The organism is Aureimonas jatrophae, assembly GCF_900104035.1.
Lineage (GTDB): Bacteria > Pseudomonadota > Alphaproteobacteria > Rhizobiales > Rhizobiaceae > Aureimonas > Aureimonas jatrophae.
Map to the genome: position 1 here is coordinate 96,567 of NZ_FNIT01000002.1, position 19,696 is coordinate 116,262.

General features: G+C 69.3%; 15 protein-coding genes. 14 read left to right on the forward strand and 1 reads right to left on the reverse strand.

From position 1 onward, the window contains the following. The first annotated feature begins 24 nt into the window (after positions 1–24). The 6 genes from BLQ76_RS04960 to BLQ76_RS04985 all read left to right on the forward strand — a co-directional run bounded on the left by BLQ76_RS04960 (position 25) and on the right by BLQ76_RS04985 (position 6,703). Positions 25–1,221 (forward strand): Mrp/NBP35 family ATP-binding protein, encoded by a 1,197-nt coding sequence (locus BLQ76_RS04960; protein ID WP_090669903.1) that lies wholly within the window; start codon positions 25–27, stop codon positions 1,219–1,221. A gap of 101 nt (positions 1,222–1,322) precedes the next feature. Beyond that, the gene (locus BLQ76_RS04965) at positions 1,323–2,918 is read left to right on the forward strand and encodes an ABC transporter substrate-binding protein (protein ID WP_090669906.1); all 1,596 of its coding nucleotides are present in this window, start codon (positions 1,323–1,325) and stop codon (positions 2,916–2,918) included. A 121-nt stretch (positions 2,919–3,039) separates the two neighbouring features. After that, entirely contained in the window at positions 3,040–4,047 is a 1,008-nt protein-coding gene (locus BLQ76_RS04970) for an ABC transporter permease subunit (protein WP_090669909.1), read from the forward strand. A gap of 19 nt (positions 4,048–4,066) precedes the next feature. Further along, positions 4,067–5,008, forward strand: a complete 942-nt coding sequence (locus tag BLQ76_RS04975; protein ID WP_090669912.1) for an ABC transporter permease subunit — start codon at positions 4,067–4,069, stop codon at positions 5,006–5,008. Between the two features lie 4 nt (positions 5,009–5,012). Further along, positions 5,013–5,867: an ABC transporter ATP-binding protein gene (locus BLQ76_RS04980; protein WP_090669916.1), complete on the forward strand. Its 855-nt coding sequence runs from the start codon at positions 5,013–5,015 to the stop codon at positions 5,865–5,867. Then, positions 5,864–6,703: a dipeptide ABC transporter ATP-binding protein gene (locus BLQ76_RS04985; protein ID WP_090669919.1), complete on the forward strand. Its 840-nt coding sequence runs from the start codon at positions 5,864–5,866 to the stop codon at positions 6,701–6,703. Before BLQ76_RS04980 ends, BLQ76_RS04985 begins: the two co-directional genes overlap by 4 nt. A gap of 3 nt (positions 6,704–6,706) precedes the next feature. On the opposite strand, the gene BLQ76_RS04990 is transcribed toward BLQ76_RS04985, so the two are convergent. Then, complete coding sequence (locus tag BLQ76_RS04990; protein WP_090669922.1) at positions 6,707–7,174, reverse strand: Lrp/AsnC ligand binding domain-containing protein; 468 nt, start codon at positions 7,172–7,174, stop codon at positions 6,707–6,709. A 120-nt stretch (positions 7,175–7,294) separates the two neighbouring features. Here BLQ76_RS04990 and putA point away from each other — a divergent pair, with 120 nt between their 5' ends. The 8 genes from putA (at position 7,295) to leuA (ending at position 19,578) form a co-directional block, all read left to right on the forward strand. Next, complete coding sequence (gene putA, locus BLQ76_RS04995) at positions 7,295–10,393, forward strand: bifunctional proline dehydrogenase/L-glutamate gamma-semialdehyde dehydrogenase PutA (protein ID WP_090669925.1); 3,099 nt, start codon at positions 7,295–7,297, stop codon at positions 10,391–10,393. 37 nt (positions 10,394–10,430) lie between these two features. Beyond that, a complete protein-coding gene (locus tag BLQ76_RS05000; protein WP_090669928.1) occupies positions 10,431–12,155 on the forward strand; it encodes a formate--tetrahydrofolate ligase in 1,725 nt (574 codons plus the stop codon). Positions 12,156–12,224: 69 nt separating this feature from the next. Further along, the gene (locus BLQ76_RS05005) at positions 12,225–12,845 is read left to right on the forward strand and encodes a glutathione S-transferase family protein (protein ID WP_090669931.1); all 621 of its coding nucleotides are present in this window, start codon (positions 12,225–12,227) and stop codon (positions 12,843–12,845) included. Between the two features lie 417 nt (positions 12,846–13,262). Then, entirely contained in the window at positions 13,263–15,458 is a 2,196-nt protein-coding gene (locus BLQ76_RS05010) for an anthranilate synthase (protein ID WP_090669934.1), read from the forward strand. A gap of 3 nt (positions 15,459–15,461) precedes the next feature. After that, positions 15,462–16,385, forward strand: coding sequence for a cation diffusion facilitator family transporter (locus BLQ76_RS05015; protein WP_090669937.1), 924 nt, complete (start codon positions 15,462–15,464; stop codon positions 16,383–16,385). A 255-nt stretch (positions 16,386–16,640) separates the two neighbouring features. After that, positions 16,641–17,069 carry a hypothetical protein gene (locus tag BLQ76_RS05020; protein ID WP_090669940.1) on the forward strand — a complete coding sequence of 143 codons (429 nt, stop codon included), beginning with the start codon at positions 16,641–16,643 and terminating at the stop codon, positions 17,067–17,069. A gap of 117 nt (positions 17,070–17,186) precedes the next feature. Further along, the gene (locus BLQ76_RS05025) at positions 17,187–17,516 is read left to right on the forward strand and encodes a hypothetical protein (protein ID WP_090669943.1); all 330 of its coding nucleotides are present in this window, start codon (positions 17,187–17,189) and stop codon (positions 17,514–17,516) included. A gap of 361 nt (positions 17,517–17,877) precedes the next feature. After that, complete coding sequence (gene leuA, locus BLQ76_RS05030; protein ID WP_244519483.1) at positions 17,878–19,578, forward strand: 2-isopropylmalate synthase; 1,701 nt, start codon at positions 17,878–17,880, stop codon at positions 19,576–19,578. The last annotated feature ends 118 nt before the right edge of the window (positions 19,579–19,696 follow it).

Here is a 19,696-nt window from a genome sequence, read left to right on the forward strand (position 1 = left end):
GACGAGCCGCGAAGGATCCGTGCCATGAACCAGGACCTGAAGTCCCGCATCCTAGACGTTCTCGGCGAGATTCCCGCGCCCGACGGCGGCGCCGACGTCGTCTCGCGCGGCATGGTGTCGGAGATCTTCGTGGCGGACGGCAAGGCCTTCTTCTCGCTGAGCGTTCCCGCCAGCGCGGCGGAGCGGTTCGAAAGTTTCCGGCGCGTGGCCGAGGAGCGCGTGGCCGCGATCGAGGGCATCGCGTCGGCGATGGTGGCGCTGACCGCCGAGCGACAGGGGCCGGGCCTCAGCGCTCGTCCGCAGCCGCGCCCCCCGGCGGCCCCCGCCGCGCCCCATCCCCATCGCCATCCCCGGCCTCGACCGGGCGCCGCCGCTGCCGCCGCGCCCCCGCCGCCCCGGCCGCCGGCGCAGAAGCCCGGCATTCCCGGCGTCGAGCGCATCATCGCGGTGGCGAGCGGGAAGGGCGGTGTCGGCAAGTCCACCACGGCCGTGAACCTTGCGCTGGCCCTTCAGGCGGAAGGCCTGAAGGTCGGGCTGCTGGACGCCGACATCTACGGCCCCTCCGTCCCCCGCCTTCTGAAGCTGTCGGGCCGGCCCGAGACCGCGAACGGGCGCACCATGATCCCGCTCGAGGCCTATGGGCTGAAGGCCATGTCGATGGGCTTCCTCGTGGAGGAGGAGACCCCCATGATCTGGCGCGGGCCGATGGTCATGTCGGCGCTGACGCAGATGCTGCGCGAGGTCGCCTGGGAGCCGCTCGACGTGCTCGTGGTGGACATGCCGCCGGGCACGGGCGACGCGCAGCTCACCATGGCGCAGGCCGTGCCGCTGGCGGGCGCAGTGATCGTGTCGACGCCGCAGGACCTCGCTCTCATCGACGCGCGCCGGGGTCTGGCCATGTTCCGCCGTGTCGACGTGCCGGTGCTCGGCATCGTCGAGAACATGAGCTACTTCGTCGCCCCCGATACCGGCGTGCGCTACGACATCTTCGGCCACGGCGGGGCGCGCGCCGAGGCCGAGCGGCTGGGCGTGCCGTTCCTCGGCGAGGTACCGCTTGAGATGGCGATCCGCGAGAGCTCCGACAGCGGCCAACCGGTCGTGGCCGCGGCGCCCGACGGGCCGCATGCGCGCGCCTACCGCCTGATCGGGCGTGGGGTTCTCGAGGCGCTGGAGGCCGCAAACGCCAACGAGGGCAAGGCACCCGATATCGTTTTCGAGTGAACGACCAAAAATTAATCTTGCGTAAGAACTGTCCCATGAACGAAAAGCAAGGCTCGGCGGCGATGCAGCCGCGGCCAAGCCGTTCATGGGAGAGCGCATTCATGGGTCTGACGAAGAAGCTTCTGGCAGCCACCGCTATGGTGCTGGCGCTGAGCGGCGCCGCGAGCGCCAAGACGTTCGTGTTCTGCTCGGAAGGCTCGCCGGAAGGGTTCGACCCCGGCCTCTACACCGCCGGCACGACCTTCGACGCCTCGGCCCACCCGGTCTACAACCGCCTGGCCGAGTTCAAGAAGGGCACGACCGAGACCGAGCCGGGCCTGGCCGAGCGCTGGGAGATCTCGCAGGACGGCCTGCAGTACACCTTCTACCTGCGCAAGGGCGTGAAGTTCCACTCCAACGCCGACTTCACCCCGACGCGTGACATGAACGCCGACGACGTCGTGTTCTCGTTCGATCGTCAGGGCAACGCGCAGAACCCCTGGCACCAGTATGTCGCCGGTGCCTCGTGGGAGTACTACGCCTCGATGTCGATGCCCGACATCGTGAAGTCCGTCGAGAAGGTCGACGACATGACGGTTCGCTTCACGCTGAACGAGCCCTACGCGCCGTTCATCGCGAACGTCGCCATGCCCTTCGCCTCGATCGTCTCGAAGGAATACGCCGACAAGCTGACCGAGAGCGGCAACCAGGCGGCCTTCAACCAGTCCCCGATCGGCACCGGTCCGTTCCAGTTCGTGGCCTACCAGCCCGACGCCGTGATCCGCTACCAGGCCTTCGCCGACTACTGGGGCGGCAAGCAGCCGATCGACGACCTCGTGTTTGCGATCACCAAGGACGCCTCGGTGCGCCAGCAGCGCCTCCTGGCCGGCGAGTGCCACCTGATGGCCTACCCGAACCCGGCCGACGTGCCCTCGCTGCAGCAGAACGCCGACCTGACCGTGTCCGAGCAGGAAGGCCTCAACATCGGCTTCCTCGCCTACAACACGCAGCAGGCCCCCTTCGACAAGCCCGAGGTCCGTAAGGCCCTCAACATGGCGATCGACAAGGACGCGATCATCCAGGCCGTCTATCAGGGCGCCGGACAGAAGGCGGTCGCGCCGATCCCGCCGACCATGTGGAGCTACAACGCGCAGCTCAAGGACGATGCCTACGACCCCGAGGCCGCCAAGAAGGCGCTCGAGGCCGCCGGTGTCAAAGACCTGTCGATGAAGATCTGGGCCATGCCCGTCTCGCGTCCCTACAACCCGAACGCCGCGCGCATGGCCGAGCTGATCCAGGCCGACTTCGCCAAGGTCGGCGTCAAGGCCGAGATCGTCACCTACGAGTGGGGCGAGTATCTCGAGCGCTCCAAGGACGTGAAGCGCGACGGCGCGGTGCTGCTCGGCTGGACCGGCGACAACGGCGACCCGGACAACTTCCTGGCCGTGCTGCTCGGCTGCGATGCGGTGGGCGGCGCCAACCGCGCGCAGTGGTGCAACCAGGACTTCAACAAGCTGATCCTGGAAGCCAAGACCAAGTCCACGCAGGAGGAGCGCGCCAAGCTCTACGAGCAGGCGCAGGTCATCTTCAAGGAGCAGGCTCCTTGGGCGACCGTCGCCCATTCGGTGGTCTACGTTCCCATGCGCAAGAACGTCACCGGCTTCGTTCAGTCGCCGCTCGGCGACTACACGTTCGACGGCGTCGACATCACCGAGTAGTCTTCACGACCTGACCTCAAGGGAAGGGGCGGCCTCGTGCCGTCCCTTCCTGTTTTTCTGAAGGTTCCGCGACGCGTCCGATCCGCCGTCGCCGACCCCTGACCGGACCGAACCCCAGCCCATGCTGCGCTTTCTCGTTTCCCGCCTCGGCATCCTCGTGCCGACCTTCGTCGGGGTGGCGATCGTCGCCTTCTCCTTCATCCGCCTCCTGCCGGGCGATCCGGTGACGCTGATGGCGGGCGAGCGCGGCGTCACGCCCGAGCGCCACGCCCAGCTGACCGCGATGCTCGGCTACGACCGGCCGTTGCCGATCCAGTTCTGGCACTACCTGACCGGCCTGTTCCAAGGCGACTTCGGCACCTCGATCGTGACGCGGCGCCCGGTCTTGACCGAGTTCCTGACGCTCTTTCCCGCCACCGTCGAACTCTCGCTCGTCGCGATCCTGATCGCGGTGCTGATCGGCGTGCCGGTGGGCGTTCTGGCCGCCGTCAAGCGCGGCTCCTGGGTCGACCAGGGCGTGATGGGCGCGGCGCTCGTCGGCTACTCCATGCCGATCTTCTGGTGGGGCCTCCTTCTGATCATCCTCTTCTCCGGCATTCTCGGCTGGACGCCCGTCTCGGGCCGGATCTCGCTGATCTATTTCTTCCAGCCCGTCACCGGCTTCATGCTGATCGACAGCCTCATCTCGGGTCAGCGGGGCGCCTTCGCCTCGGCCTTCTCGCACCTCATCCTGCCGAGCGTCGTGCTCGCCACGATCCCGCTCGCCGTGATCGCGCGCCAGACGCGCTCGGCCATGCTGGAGGTGCTCGGCGAGGACTACGTGCGCACGGCCCGTGCCAAGGGCCTGCCGCTCAATCGCGTGATCGGCGTTCACGCCCTGCGCAACGCGCTGATCCCGGTGGTCACCACGATCGGCCTCCAGATCGGCGTCATGATGGCGGGCGCGATCCTCACCGAGACGATTTTCTCCTGGCCGGGCATCGGCAAGTGGATGGTGGATTCCGTGTTCCGCCGCGACTACCCCGTCGTCCAGGGCGGACTGCTCCTGATCGCCATCGTCGTGATGGTGGTGAACCTCGTGGTCGACCTCCTCTACGGCCTGATCAACCCGCGCGTTCGCGCCCGCTAGCGCCGGAAAGGTTCTTCCCATGTCCCATATCCAAGCCCAGGAGGCGGCCGAGGGCGTCGGCTCCCTCATTCCGCAGCGCCCCCCCGAGCGCGGCATCCGCCGCCAGATGCTGCGCGAGTTTTGGTTCTACTTCTCCGCCAACAAGGGCGCGGTCGCGGGCCTCGTGGTGTTCGCGCTGGTCGTCGCGACCGCGATCCTCGCGCCGCTCATCGCGCCGCACGATCCGGTCGCGCAGAACCGCTCGGCGCTCCTCCTGCCGCCCGTCTTCCAGACGGGCGGCTCCTGGAGCTACCCGCTCGGCACCGATGCGGTCGGCCGCGACATCCTCTCGCGCCTCCTGTTCGGTGCGCAGTACTCGCTCTTCATCGGCACGTTCGTCGTGATCCTGGCCGTCTCGACCGGCATCGTGATCGGCCTCGTCGCCGGCTACTTCCGGGGCTGGGTCGACACGGTCATCATGCGCGTGATGGACGTGATCCTCGCGTTTCCCTCGCTGCTTCTGGCGCTGGTGCTGGTGGCGATCCTGGGGCCCGGCCTCGTCAACGCGATGATCGCCATCGCGCTCGTGCTCCAGCCGCACTTCGTGCGCCTGACGCGCGCCTCGGTGATGGCCGAGAAGGAGCGCGAATACGTCACCGCCGCGCGCGTGGTGGGGGCGGGGCCGATCCGCCTGATGTTCAAGACGATCCTGCCGAACTGCCTCGGCCCCCTGATCGTCCAGGCGACGCTATCCTTCTCCAACGCGATCCTGGATGCGGCGGCGCTCGGCTTCCTCGGCCTCGGCGCCCAGCCGCCGACGCCCGAATGGGGCACGATGCTGGCCGAGGCGCGCGAGTTCGTCCTGCGCGCCTGGTGGGTCGTCACCTTTCCGGGTCTCGCCATCCTCGTGACGGTGCTCGCCATCAACCTCGTCGGCGACGGCCTGCGCGACGCGCTCGACCCGAAGCTTCGCAGGAGCTGAGCCGATGGCGCTTCTCACCATCCGCAACCTGACGGTTGCCTTTGATACCGCAAGCGGTCCCTTCAAGGCCGTGGACGGGCTGGACCTCCATGTCGACCGGGGCGAGGTGCTCGCGATCGTGGGCGAGTCGGGCTCGGGCAAGTCGGTTGGCATGCTGGCCGTGATGGGCCTGCTTCCGGCCACCGCGACCGTCACCGCCGACCTCATCGACTTCGAGGGCCGCGACCTTCGCGCGATCTCGGCCAAGGAGCGCCGGCGGATTGTGGGCAAGGACATCGCCATGATCTTCCAGGAGCCCATGGCGAGCCTCAACCCATGCTTCACGGTCGGCTACCAGCTGACCGAGACCCTGCGCGTTCATCTCGGCCTCGGGCGCCGGGAGCGGCGCGACCGCGCGGTGGAACTCCTGACGCAGGTCGGCATCCCTGATCCCGCCGCGCGCCTGTCGAGCTACCCGCATCAGATGTCGGGCGGCCAGTGCCAGCGCGTCATGATCGCCATGGGCATCGCCTGCAACCCGCAGCTCCTCATCGCCGACGAGCCGACCACGGCGCTCGACGTGACCATTCAGAAGCAGATCCTCGATCTTCTGGTCGGCCTCCAGCAGAGCCACGGCATGGGTCTCATCATGATCACCCACGACATGGGCGTCGTCGCCGAGACGGCGCATCGCGTGGTCGTCCAGTACAAGGGTCGCAAGATGGAGGAGGCGAACGTCCTCGACCTCTTCGAGCACCCCAAGAACCCCTATACGCGCGCGCTGCTCTCGGCCCTGCCCGAGAACGCGACCGGCGACCGCCTGCCGACCGTCGGCGAGGTCCTGGCCCGCGAGGCGGCCTCGGCGGGAGCCGCCCTATGAACGCCCTGACACCGGTTCTCGAGGCCCGCGGCATCCGCCGCGACTACCATGTCGGCGGCGGCCTGTTCGGCAAGCCGAAGACCGTTCAGGCGGTGAAGGGCGTCTCCTTCAAGGTTGAGCGCGGCCAGACGCTGGCGATCGTCGGCGAGTCGGGCTGCGGCAAGTCCACGCTCGCGCGCATCCTGACCCTGATCGACGCGCCGACGGCCGGCGAACTCTACATCGACGGCGAGCGCATGGATGCCTCGCAGTCCGTGACCAGCGCGATGCGCCGCAAGGTGCAGATCGTGTTCCAGAACCCCTACGGCTCGCTCAACCCGCGCCAGAAGATCGGCGAGGTCCTGACCGAGCCGCTGCTTCTGAACACCGACGTGCCGTCGGCCGAGCGCCGCGACCGGGCGATGGCAATGCTGGTCAAGGTCGGCCTGGGACCCGAGCACTACAACCGCTATCCCCACATGTTCTCGGGCGGCCAGCGCCAGCGCGTCGCGATCGCGCGGGCGCTCATGCTGAACCCCTCGCTCCTCGTGCTCGACGAGCCGGTCTCGGCGCTCGACCTCTCGGTCCAGGCGCAGATCCTGAACCTCCTGGCCGACCTGCAGGACGAGCTGCAGCTCACCTACGTCTTCATCAGCCACGACCTCTCGGTCGTGCGCTACATCGCCGACGAGGTGATGGTGATGTACTACGGCGAGGTGGTGGAGGCGGGCTCGCGCGACGAGGTCTTCGCCCATCCGCGCCACGACTACACGCGCAAGCTCTTCGCCGCGACGCCCCGCTCCGACGTGGACAGCATCCGCAGGCGCCTCGCCGCCACGCCGCCGGCCGCGGCCTGACGTTCAAAGGGGGAGGGCGCTCGTGTTCTTGACCTCCTCCATCACCGCGTAGGTGTGGGTCTCGCGGATGCCCGGCAGTTCCGACAGGGCGGTCGCGAGGAAGACGCGATAGGCCGTCATGTCAGCGACGCGCGCCTTCAGGAGGTAGTCGAAGCCGCCCGCCACCATGTGGCATTCGGTGATGTCGTCGAGGCGTTTGGCCGCCTCGCCGAAGGCATGGAACACGTCCTCGCTGGTGCGGTCGAGCTTGACCTCGACGAAGACGATCAGGCCCCGCCCGAGGCGGGCCGGGTCGAGCCGCGCATGATGGCCGAGGATGAAGCCCTCCTCGGTCAGGCGCCGCACGCGCGCCGCCACCGCCGTCGCCGACAGGTGGACGCGCGTCGCCAGATCCACCATGGACAGCCGCGCATCGTCCTGCAGGCAGCGCAGGATCTGGCGGTCCTTCGCGTCGATTGCCTCGTCTTCCATCGCTGAAACCCTCTCGCCTGACGTCTTCCGGTGTTTCTTGCGCGAAGTTCGAAGGGAACGAAAGCATGGTTTCGCGCTATTCTCCGGGCGCCCCATTCCAGGTCGTCCGGAGCCAGCCCCATGAGCCTTGCCCCCTTCTCCGCCCCTTATGCGCCCGCCGACGCCGAGGTCGTGAAGGCGCTGCTGGAGCGCGCCGAGCGCTTCACGCCGCCCGAGGAGAAGGTGGCCGCCCGGGCACGGTCCTATGTCGAGGCGATCCGCTCCTCGTCCGGGGGCGTGGGCGCGGTCGAGGACTTCATGCGCGAGTTCGGCCTGTCGACGCGCGAGGGCCTGGCGCTGATGGTTCTGGCCGAGGCGCTCCTGCGCGTGCCCGATTCGGCCACGCAGGACCGCCTGATCGAGGACAAGATCGGCGCCGGCGACTGGGCCGACCGCGAGCCGGTGGGCGACGGCATGCTGATGACGGCCTCGGCCTGGGCGCTCGGCCTGTCCTCGCGCATCATCCGCCCCGGCGAAACGCCGACCGGCGTCCTCCAGTCGCTGGTCAAGCGCGTCGGCGCGCCGGCCGTGCGCACCGCGACCCGCCAGGCTATGCGCTTCCTCGGCCGCCAGTTCGTGCTGGGCGAGACGATCGAGGACGCGCTGGAGCGCGCCCGCGCCGCCGAGCGCCGCGGCTATCGCTACTCCTACGACATGCTGGGCGAGGGCGCGCGCACCCGCGACGACGCCGAGCGTTACCGCCGCTCCTATGCCGATGCGATCGAGACGATCGGCCGGCAGGCCGGCAACAAGGCGCTACCCGAGCGCCCCGGCATCTCGGTGAAGCTGTCCGCGCTTCATCCGCGCTATCACCCGACCCACCGCGAGGCCGTGCTGCGCGAGCTCGTGCCGGTGCTGGCCGACCTCGCGCGGCAAGCGCAGAGCTTTGATCTCAACTTCACCGTGGACGCGGAAGAGGCCGAGCGGCTGGAGCTGTCGCTCGACGTCATCGATGCGACCGTGCGCGCTCTCGACTTCCGCGGCTGGACCGGCTTCGGCCTCGCCGTCCAGGCCTACGGCAAGCGCACGCTGGCCGTGATCGAGCATGTCGATGCGCTGGCGCAAGAGTGCGGCATCCGCATGATGGTGCGCCTCGTGAAGGGCGCCTACTGGGACACCGAGATCAAGCTCGCGCAGGAGAAGGGCCTCGCCGGCTTCCCGGTCCACGTCTCGAAGCCCGCGACCGATCTCAACTACCTCGCGGTCGCCCACGAGATGCTGGCGCGTCGCGCCCGCATCTTCCCGCAGTTCGCCACCCACAACGCGCTCACCGTCGCGACCATCCTCGAGATGGCGGGCGCCGACCGCTCGGGCTTCGAGTTCCAGCGCCTCCACGGCATGGGCGAGTCACTCTACGAGGCGGTGGCGCGCGACACGAAGGGTGAGGTCGGCTGCCGCATCTACGCGCCGGTCGGCGGCTACCGCGACCTTCTCGCCTATCTCGTGCGGCGCCTCCTCGAGAACGGCGCCAACTCGTCCTTCGTCGCCAAGGTCGGCGACGCGCGCGTCCCGGTGGACGAACTCCTGACGCCGCCCGCCGTCGAGCTGCGGAGCGCGGGCGGACTGGCGCCCGCCAGCGTCGTCGCGCCCGAGAAGCTTTTCGGCGCGCGGCGCAACTCGCACGGCGTGGAGTTCGGCGACCGCCGCGCTCTGGCCGCGCTCCTGCGCTCGCGCGACCGCGCGCCGAGCGGCAGCTGGCAGGCGGCGCCCGCCGTGGGACTGGAGACCAAGCCCGCGAGCGAGGTCCGCTCGCCGAGCGATGGCGCCGTGGTCGGCACGGTGCGCGAGCTGACTTCCGGTGGCGCCCGCGCCCTCATGGACCGCGCCGCGAAGGCGGTTCGCGCGAGCGAGACCGTGCCGGCGCGCGAGCGCGCCGGCAAGCTGCGGCGGGCCGCCGACGCGCTGGAGGCGCACGAGGGCGAGGCGCTGCAGCTTCTCCTGCGCGAGGCCGGCAAGACGCTGGACGATGCGATCGCCGAGGTGCGCGAGGCCGTGGACTTCCTGCGCTTCTACGCCGACGAGGCCGAGCGCGTTCTAGGGGCGCCGGTCGCGCTGCCCGGCCCGACCGGCGAGGAGAACCGTCTCCTCTACCGCTCGCGCGGCGTGGCGCTCTGCATCAGCCCCTGGAACTTTCCGCTCGCGATCTTCCTCGGCCAGGTCGCGGCCGCGCTCGCCGGCGGCAACGTGGTGGTCGCCAAGCCCGCCGAGCAGACGCCGCTGATTGCCGCCTTCGCCCTGCGCATCCTCCACGAGGCGGGCTTTGCGGAGGAATCGCTGTGGCTGGCGCCCGGCGAGGGGGATGTCGGAGCGAGCCTCGTCTCGCACCCCGCCACCGCGCTCGTCGCCTTCACCGGCTCCACCGAGACGGCGTTTGCGATCAACCGGGCGCTCGCCGCCCGCAACACCGCGATCGCGCCGCTGATCGCCGAGACCGGCGGCGTCAACGCCATGATCGTGGACGCGACCGCGTTGCCCGAGCAGGTCGCCGACGACGTGGTGCGCTCGGCCTTCCGCTCGGCCGGCCAGCGCTGCTCGGCGCTGCGCCTTCTGTTCGTGCAGGAGGACGTCGCCGACCGCATGCTCGAGATGATCCGGGGCGCGGTGCGCGAGCTTGCGATCGGCGACCCCGCCGACATCGCGACCGACGTCGGCCCGGTGATCGACGGGGCGCAGGAGCGCATGCTGCGCGACCATATGGACGCCATGCGCGCCGGCGGCGGAAAGATTCTCTACGAGGCCGAGCTTCCCGCCTCGCTGCCGCAGGGCGGACACTTCGTTTCGCCCGCGATCGTCGAGCTCTCGGGACCTGAGAAGCTGCCGGGCGAGGTGTTCGGGCCGATCCTCCACGTCGTGCGCTGGCGCGCCGGCGAGCTGGAACAGGTCGCGCAGGCCATCGAGCGAACCGGCTACGGCCTGACGCTCGGCGTCCACTCGCGCATCGAGGCGACGCAGCGCTTCGTGGCCGAGCGGCTCGCCGTCGGCAACGTCTACGTCAACCGCAACATGATCGGCGCGATCGTCGGCTCCCAGCCCTTCGGCGGCTCGGGCCTGTCGGGAACGGGACCGAAGGCGGGCGGGCCGAACTATCTCGCGCGCTTCGTGCGCGAACAGGTCGTCTCCACCAACACGGCGGCGGCCGGCGGCAACGCGGCGCTGATCGCAGGGCCTGCCCGGAACTGACGTCGTCTGGCGGCTTGCCTGTGCGGCCGGTGCCCCTATGGTGCCGGCCGACCAGACCGATTCCCCGCACGGAACGCCGCCCTTGTCCGCACCCCTGTCCGACATCGCCATCGCCCGCCAGGCCCGCAAGGCGCCGATCACGCAGGTGGCGAGCCGCCTCGCCATCCCCGAAGAGGCCGTGATCCCCTACGGCCGCGACAAGGCCAAGATCGACGGCGCCTTTCTCCGGTCGATCGAGGACCGGCCGGCGGGGCGGCTGATCCTCGTCACCGCGATCAACCCGACGCCGGCGGGCGAGGGCAAGACCACGACGACGGTCGGTCTCGGCGACGGCCTCTCCCGCATCGGCAAGCGCGTCGCGATCGCGCTGCGCGAGCCCTCGCTCGGCCCCTGCTTCGGCCAGAAGGGCGGGGCGGCCGGCGGCGGCTACGCGCAGGTCGTGCCGATGGAGGACATCAATCTCCACTTCACCGGCGACTTCCACGCCATCACGGCGGCACACAACCTCCTCGCCGCCATGGTCGACAACCACATCCACTGGGGCAACGCGCTGGGGATCGATCCGCGCCGCGTCCTGTGGCGGCGCGTCGTCGACATGAACGACCGGGCGCTGCGCGACATCGTCCAGTCGCTCGGCGGCCCCGCCAACGGCCTGCCGCGCGAGTCGGGCTTCGACATCACGGTCGCCTCCGAGGTCATGGCGATCCTGTGCCTTGCCCGCGACCTGGAAGACCTGGAGGCGCGCCTCGGGCGCATCGTGGTCGCCGAGCGCGCCGATCGATCCTTCGTCACGGCGCGCGATCTCAAGGCCGACGGTGCCATGGCCGCGCTGCTGCGCGACGCGATGATGCCGAACCTCGTGCAGACGCTGGAGAACACGCCGGCCTTCGTGCATGGGGGGCCCTTCGCCAACATCGCGCACGGCTGCAACTCGGTCGCCGCCACGAGAGCCGCGCTGCGGCTCGCCGACTATGTCGTGACGGAAGCGGGCTTCGGCGCCGATCTCGGAGCCGAGAAGTTCTTCGACATCAAGTGCCGTCAGGCCGGCCTCAAGCCCGATGCGACCGTCGTCGTAGCCACGGTGCGCGCCCTCAAGATGAACGGCGGGGTCGCGCGCGCCGAGCTCGGCCGCGAGGACGTGGACGCGGTGCGCCGGGGCGCGGCGAACCTGCGCCGCCACGTGGAGAACTGCCTCGGCTTCGGCGTGCCGGTGATCGTCGCGATCAACCACTTCACCTCGGACACCCAGGCCGAGATCGGGGCCGTGCGCGAGGCCGCGGCGGCTTCCGGCGTCGAGGCGGTCCTGTGCCGGCATTGGGCGGAAGGCTCGGCCGGCATCGTGGAACTCGCCGAGAAGGTCGCCGCGCTCGCCGACGGCGGCACGGCGCGCTTCCACCCGCTCTACGGCGACGCGCTGCCGCTTCGCGAGAAGATCGAGGCCGTGGTGCGCCGCATCTACCGGGGCGCGGCGGTGAGCATCGATCCGCCCGTCCTGCGCACGCTCGATCGCTATGCGGAGGCCGGCTTCGCAGATCTGCCGGTCTGCATGGCCAAGACCCCGTATTCCTTCTCCACCGACCCGTCGCTTCTCGGCGCGCCGGAGGGGCATGCGGTGCATGTGCGCGAGGTGCGCCTGTCGGCGGGCGCGGGCTTCGTGGTGGCGATCTGCGGCGATGTCCTCACGATGCCGGGCCTGCCGCGCGTGCCGGCGGCCGAGAGCATCCGGCTGGACGAGGAGGGGCGGGTCGAGGGTCTGTTCTAGACGCCGTGCCTTCCGCTCGTCACGCGGGCGTGGGAGGAGGGGGCGTTCACCGCATAAGGATGCCCGTCCATGAGCGAGCTCGTTCTCTACACCAACCCGATGTCGCGCGGGCGCACGGCCCGCTGGATGCTGGAGGAGGTCGGCGCGTCCTATCGCGCGGTTCTTCTCGACTACGAGGGCGCGATGGGCGCGCCCGAGCATCTGCGCCTCAACCCGATGGGCAAGGTGCCGGTGCTCGTCGACGACGGCCAGGTCGTCACCGAGACCGCCGCGATCTGCCTGCACCTGGCCGACCGCTTTCCGGAAGTGGGCCTTGCGCCGGCGCCCGGCGCGCGCGGGCGCTATTATCGCGCGGCCTTCTTCGCGGCCGGGCCGCTGGAAGCCGCGATCTCGAACCGGGCGCTCGGCGTCGAGGTGTCGCCCGAAAAGGCGCGCATGGTCGGCTACGGCACCTTCGCACGCACGATGGACGCGCTGGAGACCATGCTGACCGAGATGCCCTTCGCCGCCGGCGACCGCTTCACGGCGGCCGACGTGGTGCTGGGCTCGCAGATCCTCTTCGGCCTTCGCTTCAGCTCGATCGAGCGCCGTCCGGCCTTCGAGCGCTATGCGGTGCGCATCGCGGACCGCCCCGCGCTCGCGCGGGCGGCGTCGATCGACGACGCGCTTCTCGCCGAGGCCAAGCGCTAAGGGGGGTACGGAGCAAGGACAAAGACTTGTGCCGTCCTGCAAGCGGCCGGCCAGAGCGACCCGGACCATCAGTCCGGGTCGCTCGATCCTCCTCGCGGACTGTCCTTGGCTTGCCCGATACGATCCCTGTTCCCGGTGCGTAGCATCCTCCAACGGCGCCGGGCGCTGACGCATCTGCGAGGCGTTGGCATGTTGCATCTCGGGCCGGTTTCCCGTTGCGGCGAAAATCGGCTTGCGTTACCTCTCGCCCCATGACGAACGCGACGATGCAGAACCGTTGGTGGTGGACCCGCTCCTGAGCGGCCCTCGCGAACACGCGCGTTCGAACGAACCCGAGGCCGCCCCACCTAAGGCGGCTTTTTTCGTTCCGGAAAGGGCCGCGCGGACGGTCCGGGGCTTGTTGAGAAGAAGGCGTCCATGACCTCCGACACCCCCTCCGTCCCCCCGCACCGCTACGTGACCGAGGGCGGCGTCACCGTGACCCGCACGCGCCGCGACGTCGCCTACGAGGGCGCGATCGAACCCTATGTCGATCGCCTCGACACGCGGCGCGGCTGCGTCTTCTCGTCGAACTACGAGTATCCCGGCCGCTACACGCGCTGGGACACGGCGATCGCCGATCCCCCGCTCCAGATCGTCTCCTCTGGCCGCAAGGTGCGGGTCGAAGCGCTGAACCCGCGCGGCGACGTGCTGCTGCGCTTCGTGGAAGAGGCTCTGGGCGGCCACGCCGATATCGCGCAAGCGTCGCGAAACGGGGCGTGCCTCGATCTCGTGATCCGGGAGCCGGCGGGAGCCTTCACGGAAGAAGAGCGCTCGCGCATGCCGAGCGTCTTCTCGGTGCTGCGTGCGGTGATCGCCCTGTTCCGGTCGGGCGAGGACGGCGATCTCGGCCTCTACGGCGCCTTCGGCTACGACCTCGCCTTCCAGTTCGACCCCGTGAAGGAAAGGTTGAAGCGCGCCGACACGACCCGCGACCTCGTTCTCTACCTGCCCGACGAGATCCTGATGGTGGATCACTACGCGGCGCGGGCCTATGTCGAGGTCTACGAGTTCGAGCGGGGCGGGGTGTCCACGCAGGGCCTCGCCGGCGGTGGCGAGGAGGTGCCGTTTCGCGCGGCCGAGACCGTACCCCCGCGCGGCGACCATCAGCCCGGCGAGTATGCGAGCCTCGTTCGCCGCGCCAAGGAGAAGTTTATGCGCGGCGACCTCTTCGAGGTCGTGCCGGGCCAGACCTTCTTCGAGCCGACCGCCAAGCGGCCGTCCGAGATCTCGCGCCGCTTGAAGGGCATCAATCCCTCGCCCTACTCGTTCTTCATCAACCTCGGGAGCAACGAGTTCCTGATCGGCGCGTCGCCGGAGATGTTCGTGCGCGTGTCGGGACGCCGCGTCGAGACCTGCCCGATCTCGGGCACGATCCGGCGCGGCACGGACGCGATCTCCGACAGCGAGCAGATCCTGAAGCTCCTCAACTCCAAGAAGGACGAGTCGGAGCTCACCATGTGCTCGGACGTCGACCGCAACGATAAGAGCCGCGTCTGCGAGCCGGGTTCGGTGCGCGTCATCGGCCGGCGCCAGATCGAGATGTATTCGCGCCTGATCCACACGGTCGATCATATCGAGGGCCGCCTGCGCGAGGGGCTGGACGCGCTGGACGCGTTCCTCAGCCACGCCTGGGCGGTGACGGTGACGGGCGCGCCCAAGCTCTGGGCCATGCGCTTCATCGAGGAGAACGAGCGGAGCCCGCGCGCCTGGTACGGCGGCGCGGTCGGCATGCTCCACTTCAACGGCGACATGAACACGGGCCTGACGCTGCGCACGATCCGCCTGAACGGGGGCATCGCCGAGGTGCGGGCGGGCGCGACGCTTCTCTACGATTCCAACCCGGAAGAGGAGGAGGCCGAGACCGAACTCAAGGCCTCCGCCATGATCGCGGCGGTGCGCGAGGCCGGCATTCCCAACACGGGACCCGGTGACCGCTCGAGCGCGCGGGTCGGCGAGGGCGTGCGCATCCTCCTCGTCGACCACGAGGATTCGTTCGTCCACACGCTCGCCAACTACTTCCGCCAGACCGGCGCGGAGGTCACCACCGTGCGCACGCCCGTGCCGCGCGAGATCTTCGATCGCGTCGCGCCCGACCTCGTGGTGCTCTCGCCCGGTCCCGGCAAACCCGACGACTTCGACTGCCGCAACACGATCGCGATGGCCCGCGAGGGCGGCACGCCGATCTTCGGCGTCTGCCTCGGGCTTCAGGCGCTGGCCGAAAGCTACGGCGGCACGCTGCGCACGCTCCACGTGCCGGTGCACGGCAAGCCCTCGCGCGTTCGCGTGTCGAACCCCGGCGTCATCTTCTCCGGGCTTCCGAGCGAGGTCACCGTCGGGCGCTACCACTCGATCTTCGCCGATCCGGTGCGGCTTCCGCGAGAGTTCGAGGTGACCGCCGAGACCGAGGACGGCGTGGTCATGGCCTTCGAGCATACGTCGGAGCCGGTGGCGGCGGTGCAGTTCCATCCCGAGTCCATCATGAGTCTGGGAGGAGACGCGGGCATGCGCATGATCGAGAACGTGGTGGCGCATCTGCCCCGCCGCGCTCGCGCCAGCGGCTCGGAAGCCTGAGCCATGGCGGCGGCAACCTTCATCGCGGGCGAGGAGCCCGGTCGGCTGGTGCGTCGCACGGCGGCTTTGACGGTGGTCGTCGCCTGCCTGGTGCTCGGCATCAAGTACGCGGCCTATGCCGTGACGGGATCTGTCGCTCTGTTCTCGGACGCGCTGGAATCCATCGTCAACGTCGTGGCGGGTCTGGTCGCCTTCTGGGCGGTCAGCCTCTCCTACAAGCCCGCCGACGACGATCACCCCTTCGGCCACACCAAGGCGGAATACTTCTCCGCCGTGGTGGAAGGCGTCCTGATCGTTCTCGCCGCGCTTTTGATCCTGCGTGAGGCCTGGGGCGCCTTCCAGACGCCGCGCGGCCTGGAAGCCCCCGTGCTCGGTATCGCCATCAACGGCGTCGCCACGGTGATCAACCTCGGCTGGGCGAGCTACCTGCTCCGCCTCGGACGGGAACACCGCTCGCCCGCCCTCGACGCCGACGGCCGCCACATCATGGCCGACGTCGTCACCTCGGTGGGCGTCCTGGTGGGGCTGGCGGTTGCCGGCGCGACCGGGTGGTCGGTCCTGGACCCCGCACTCGCCGCCCTGGTCGCGCTCAACATCCTGCGCGAGGGCTGGAAGGTCGTTGCCAAGTCCCTGTCGGGCCTCATGGATCAGGCGCTGGAGCCCGGTGACGACGCGCGCGTGCGCGAGATCATCTCCGGCACGGCGGAGGGCGCTCTGGAAGTGCACGACGTGCGCTCGCGCCTGGCGGGGCGTGCCGTCTTCATCGAGTTCCATATGGTGGTGCCGAGCGCGATGAGCGTGGGCGATGCCCACGTCATCTGCGACCGGATCGAGGATGCGCTGCAGGAGGCCTTCGCCGAGGCGCGTGTTCTGATCCATGTCGAGCCGGAGGCCGAGGCGAAGCAGGTGGGCGTTCCGGTGCTCTAGGCACCGGGGCCGCCTCGAGCGCAGCCGCCGCCGACCTTCGCAAAAGCGTCGTCGCTCGTTCGCAATTGTGGCAATCTTCGTTGGTTCCCAAACGCTTGCGTGAGTGCTGCGACGCACTGTTCGCTGATTGCGTATCGAACCAAATGATCGATCGCACCATTTCAGGGTCATCGAACGGCGCGAGACGCCACCGGCTGCCTCCCCAGCCCCGTCGCGGTCTCCTTCCAGCGCCCCCAAGCTCAAAAGAGAAGAACAATGACCTTCAAGATCCTCGCTTCCGCCGCGCTTGTTTCCTTCGCAGCCCTGACCGGCGCCGCATCGGCCCAGACCGCCGCTCAGACCGTTCCGGGCGTCGTCCCCGGTTCCGACTACTATCGTGACGCCTCGGCTTCCGCGAACGTGAACTCCGTGATCCGCGGCGATGCCGCCGGCCGCGTGAACCGCGTCGAGTCGCGTCCGAGCATCGTTCCGGGTTCGGACTACTTCGTCGAGGCCCAGGCGGACGCGAACGCCAACAGCGTGATCGACGGCACCCCGCAGAACCGCGCGGTCGGCATCAACCAGACCCGCGCCTTCGGCTACCCGACCGCCAACGTCGCGACGAACCCGGGCATCGTCCCCGGCTCGGACTACTACACCGAGGGCAATGCGGATCGCGAGGCGACCTCGGTCTTCCAGCGCTAAGACCCATCGTCCGGATATCGGACGATCCATTCCGGCAGGGCCCGTCGTCGCAAGACGCCGGGTCCTTCTGGCGTTGATGCCTCGACGCTTCTTCGCCGAACCCAAGGAGCATGCGCCATGCGGTTTTCCGTTCCCGCCTTGAGCCTCGTCGCCCTGTTTGCGGCAGGCCCCGTCCTGGCCGACGGGCTCGTTCCCGGATCCGACCACTTCACGGAGATGCGCGCCGACGCAGCCGCCAACTCCGTGGCCTTCGGCACCCACGTTCCGGTCGTAACAAGCAGCGTCAGCGAGACACGCAGCTACGGCTCCGGCACCGAGACCTACGCGCGCGAGCCGTCCGCACGCGAGCCGTCGCGCATCTTCGAGACGCGGCCCGGCGGTCCGGCCGAGCGCGTGGCGGCAACCCGGCCCTGGGTGCGGGGGCTGACGGTCTCCAATCCGGGCTAAACGTCGCTGCGTCCCGCACGGGTTGGTGGTTCGATCGTCGGCCTTGCTTCTGGCCACGTCCGGGATGCTCGGCGCTTTCCCGCTTGCCAAGTCGTCACCGATCGGGGACAAGGACGCATGACTCTGTTGTCACGCCCGCTCGCGCGCCCCGTCGCGCCGAACCTCGCCCTTCGGGCGCGGGCGCCGCTTGCCCTTCTCGCGCTTACTGGCGACCGCCGGGCCTGTTGATCGAAGGGGCGCCCGGCGGTCGAGCCGGGACGCGTCGCTACGCTCCCACAGTCTCTTCGGCTTCACAGAACCTTGTCGCCCTGCGATAGGCTTGGCCCCGAGCGCCGCCGATCGCCCCGAAGAGAGCCTCCTCATGTCGAATGCCGCCGACACCCGTTCCGCCGCGCCCATGGCGCGCGCCGCGAATCGCTACGAACCCTACCCTCCCGTTGATCTGCCCGACCGGCAGTGGCCCTCGCGTCGCATCGAGACCGCGCCGATCTGGTGCTCGGTGGACCTGCGCGACGGCAACCAGGCGCTTGTCGATCCGATGGGTCAGGAGCGCAAGGAACGCATGTTCCGCCTCCTGCAGCACATGCGCTTCCGCGAGATCGAGATCGGCTTTCCTTCCGCCTCGCAGACCGACTTCGACTTCGTGCGCTGGTGCGTCGAGGAGGGGGGCGTCACCGCCGACACCTCGCTGCAGGTCCTCGTCCAGTGCCGGCCCGAGCTGATCACGCGCACCTTCGAGAGCCTCGAGGGCGCGAAGCACCCGATCGTCCACTTCTACAACTCGACGTCCGAGCTGCAGCGCCGCGTCGTGTTCGGCAAGGACCGCGCCGGCATCAAGGCGATTGCGGTGGACGCGGCCAAGATGATCACCGACATGGCGGCGAAGGCCGGCGGCGGCTTCCGCTTCGAGTATTCGCCGGAAAGCTTCACCGGGACCGAGCTCGACTTTGCGCTGGAGATCTGCAACGCGGTCGCCGAGGTCGTGCGTCCGACGCCGGAGAACCGGCTGATCCTGAACCTGCCGGCCACCGTCGAGATGTCGACGCCCAACATTCACGCCGACCAGATCGAGTGGATGAGCCGCAACCTCGACAACCGCGACTGCATCATCCTGTCGTTGCACCCGCACAACGACCGCGGCACGGCGGTGGCGGCGACCGAGCTCGGCCTCATGGCGGGCGCCGACCGAGTCGAGGGCACGCTGTTCGGCAACGGCGAGCGCACCGGCAACGTCGATCTCGTGACGCTCGCCCTCAACATGCTGACGCAGGGCGTCGATCCCGGCCTCGACATCACCGACATCAACCGGATCAAGGACGTCTACGAGCACTGCAACCAGCTCGCCGTTCCCGAGCGCCATCCCTATGTCGGCGAGCTCGTCTACACCGCGTTCTCCGGCTCGCACCAGGACGCGATCAACAAGGGCATGAAGGCGGCGAAGGTCGCCAACAAGCCGACCTGGGAAGTGCCCTACCTGCCGATCGACCCCAAGGACGTCGGCCGTTCCTACGAGGCGATCATCCGCATCAACTCGCAGAGCGGCAAGGGCGGCATCGCCTACGTGCTCCAGGCCGACTACGGGCTGAACCTGCCGCGCAACCTGCAGATCGAGTTTCGCGAGGACATCCAGCGCATCACCGACGAGGAAGGGCGCGAGCTGCCCGTCAAGCGCATCTACGACCGCTTCATGGAGCGCTACGTGGAGCAGCCCGGCGCGCGCCTGGCCTATGTCGATCACGAGACCCGGCCCGTGGCCGGGCCGGCGCGGCGCACGGTGTCGGCAACGATCCGCGACGGAAGCCGCGAGATCGCGATCGAGGGGCGCGGCACGGGTGCGATCGACGGTTTCATCGACGCCTTGGCCCGGCATCTGGGCGTCGAGCTGAGCGTGGCCGACTATTCCGAGCATTCGCTCCAGCGCGGCTCCAACGCCAGTGCGATCGCCTACATGGAGATCGAGCATCCGGGCGGGCGCGTGTTCGGGGCGGGCGTCGACCAGAACGCCACCACGGCGAGCCTGCGGGCCATCGTCGCGGCGGCCAACAACCTGTTGCCCGCCTAGAGCATGTCCAGCCGGAGCGGGGTCGCCCCGGCGTCGGATCGTGCGTCGAAACCAGAAGCCCGAAGTCTGACCGGCGGTTCAGAATCGCCGGACAGGCTCCGGGCAAACGGGTGGCCGG

Excerpts from the sequence above, each read along its gene's own strand:
- BLQ76_RS04960 (WP_090669903.1), top strand. The coding sequence starts at position 25 with ATGAACCAGGACCTGAAGTCCCGCATCCTAGACGTTCTCGGCGAGATT.
- BLQ76_RS04965 (WP_090669906.1), top strand. The coding sequence starts at position 1,323 with ATGGGTCTGACGAAGAAGCTTCTGGCAGCCACCGCTATGGTGCTGGCG.
- BLQ76_RS04970 (WP_090669909.1), top strand. The coding sequence starts at position 3,040 with ATGCTGCGCTTTCTCGTTTCCCGCCTCGGCATCCTCGTGCCGACCTTC.
- BLQ76_RS04975 (WP_090669912.1), top strand. The coding sequence starts at position 4,067 with ATGTCCCATATCCAAGCCCAGGAGGCGGCCGAGGGCGTCGGCTCCCTC.
- BLQ76_RS04980 (WP_090669916.1), top strand. The coding sequence starts at position 5,013 with ATGGCGCTTCTCACCATCCGCAACCTGACGGTTGCCTTTGATACCGCA.
- BLQ76_RS04985 (WP_090669919.1), top strand. The coding sequence starts at position 5,864 with ATGAACGCCCTGACACCGGTTCTCGAGGCCCGCGGCATCCGCCGCGAC.
- BLQ76_RS04990 (WP_090669922.1), bottom strand. The coding sequence starts at position 7,174 with ATGGAAGACGAGGCAATCGACGCGAAGGACCGCCAGATCCTGCGCTGC.
- putA (WP_090669925.1), top strand. The coding sequence starts at position 7,295 with ATGAGCCTTGCCCCCTTCTCCGCCCCTTATGCGCCCGCCGACGCCGAG.
- BLQ76_RS05000 (WP_090669928.1), top strand. The coding sequence starts at position 10,431 with ATGGTGCCGGCCGACCAGACCGATTCCCCGCACGGAACGCCGCCCTTG.
- BLQ76_RS05005 (WP_090669931.1), top strand. The coding sequence starts at position 12,225 with ATGAGCGAGCTCGTTCTCTACACCAACCCGATGTCGCGCGGGCGCACG.
- BLQ76_RS05010 (WP_090669934.1), top strand. The coding sequence starts at position 13,263 with ATGACCTCCGACACCCCCTCCGTCCCCCCGCACCGCTACGTGACCGAG.
- BLQ76_RS05015 (WP_090669937.1), top strand. The coding sequence starts at position 15,462 with ATGGCGGCGGCAACCTTCATCGCGGGCGAGGAGCCCGGTCGGCTGGTG.
- BLQ76_RS05020 (WP_090669940.1), top strand. The coding sequence starts at position 16,641 with ATGACCTTCAAGATCCTCGCTTCCGCCGCGCTTGTTTCCTTCGCAGCC.
- BLQ76_RS05025 (WP_090669943.1), top strand. The coding sequence starts at position 17,187 with ATGCGGTTTTCCGTTCCCGCCTTGAGCCTCGTCGCCCTGTTTGCGGCA.
- leuA (WP_244519483.1), top strand. The coding sequence starts at position 17,878 with ATGTCGAATGCCGCCGACACCCGTTCCGCCGCGCCCATGGCGCGCGCC.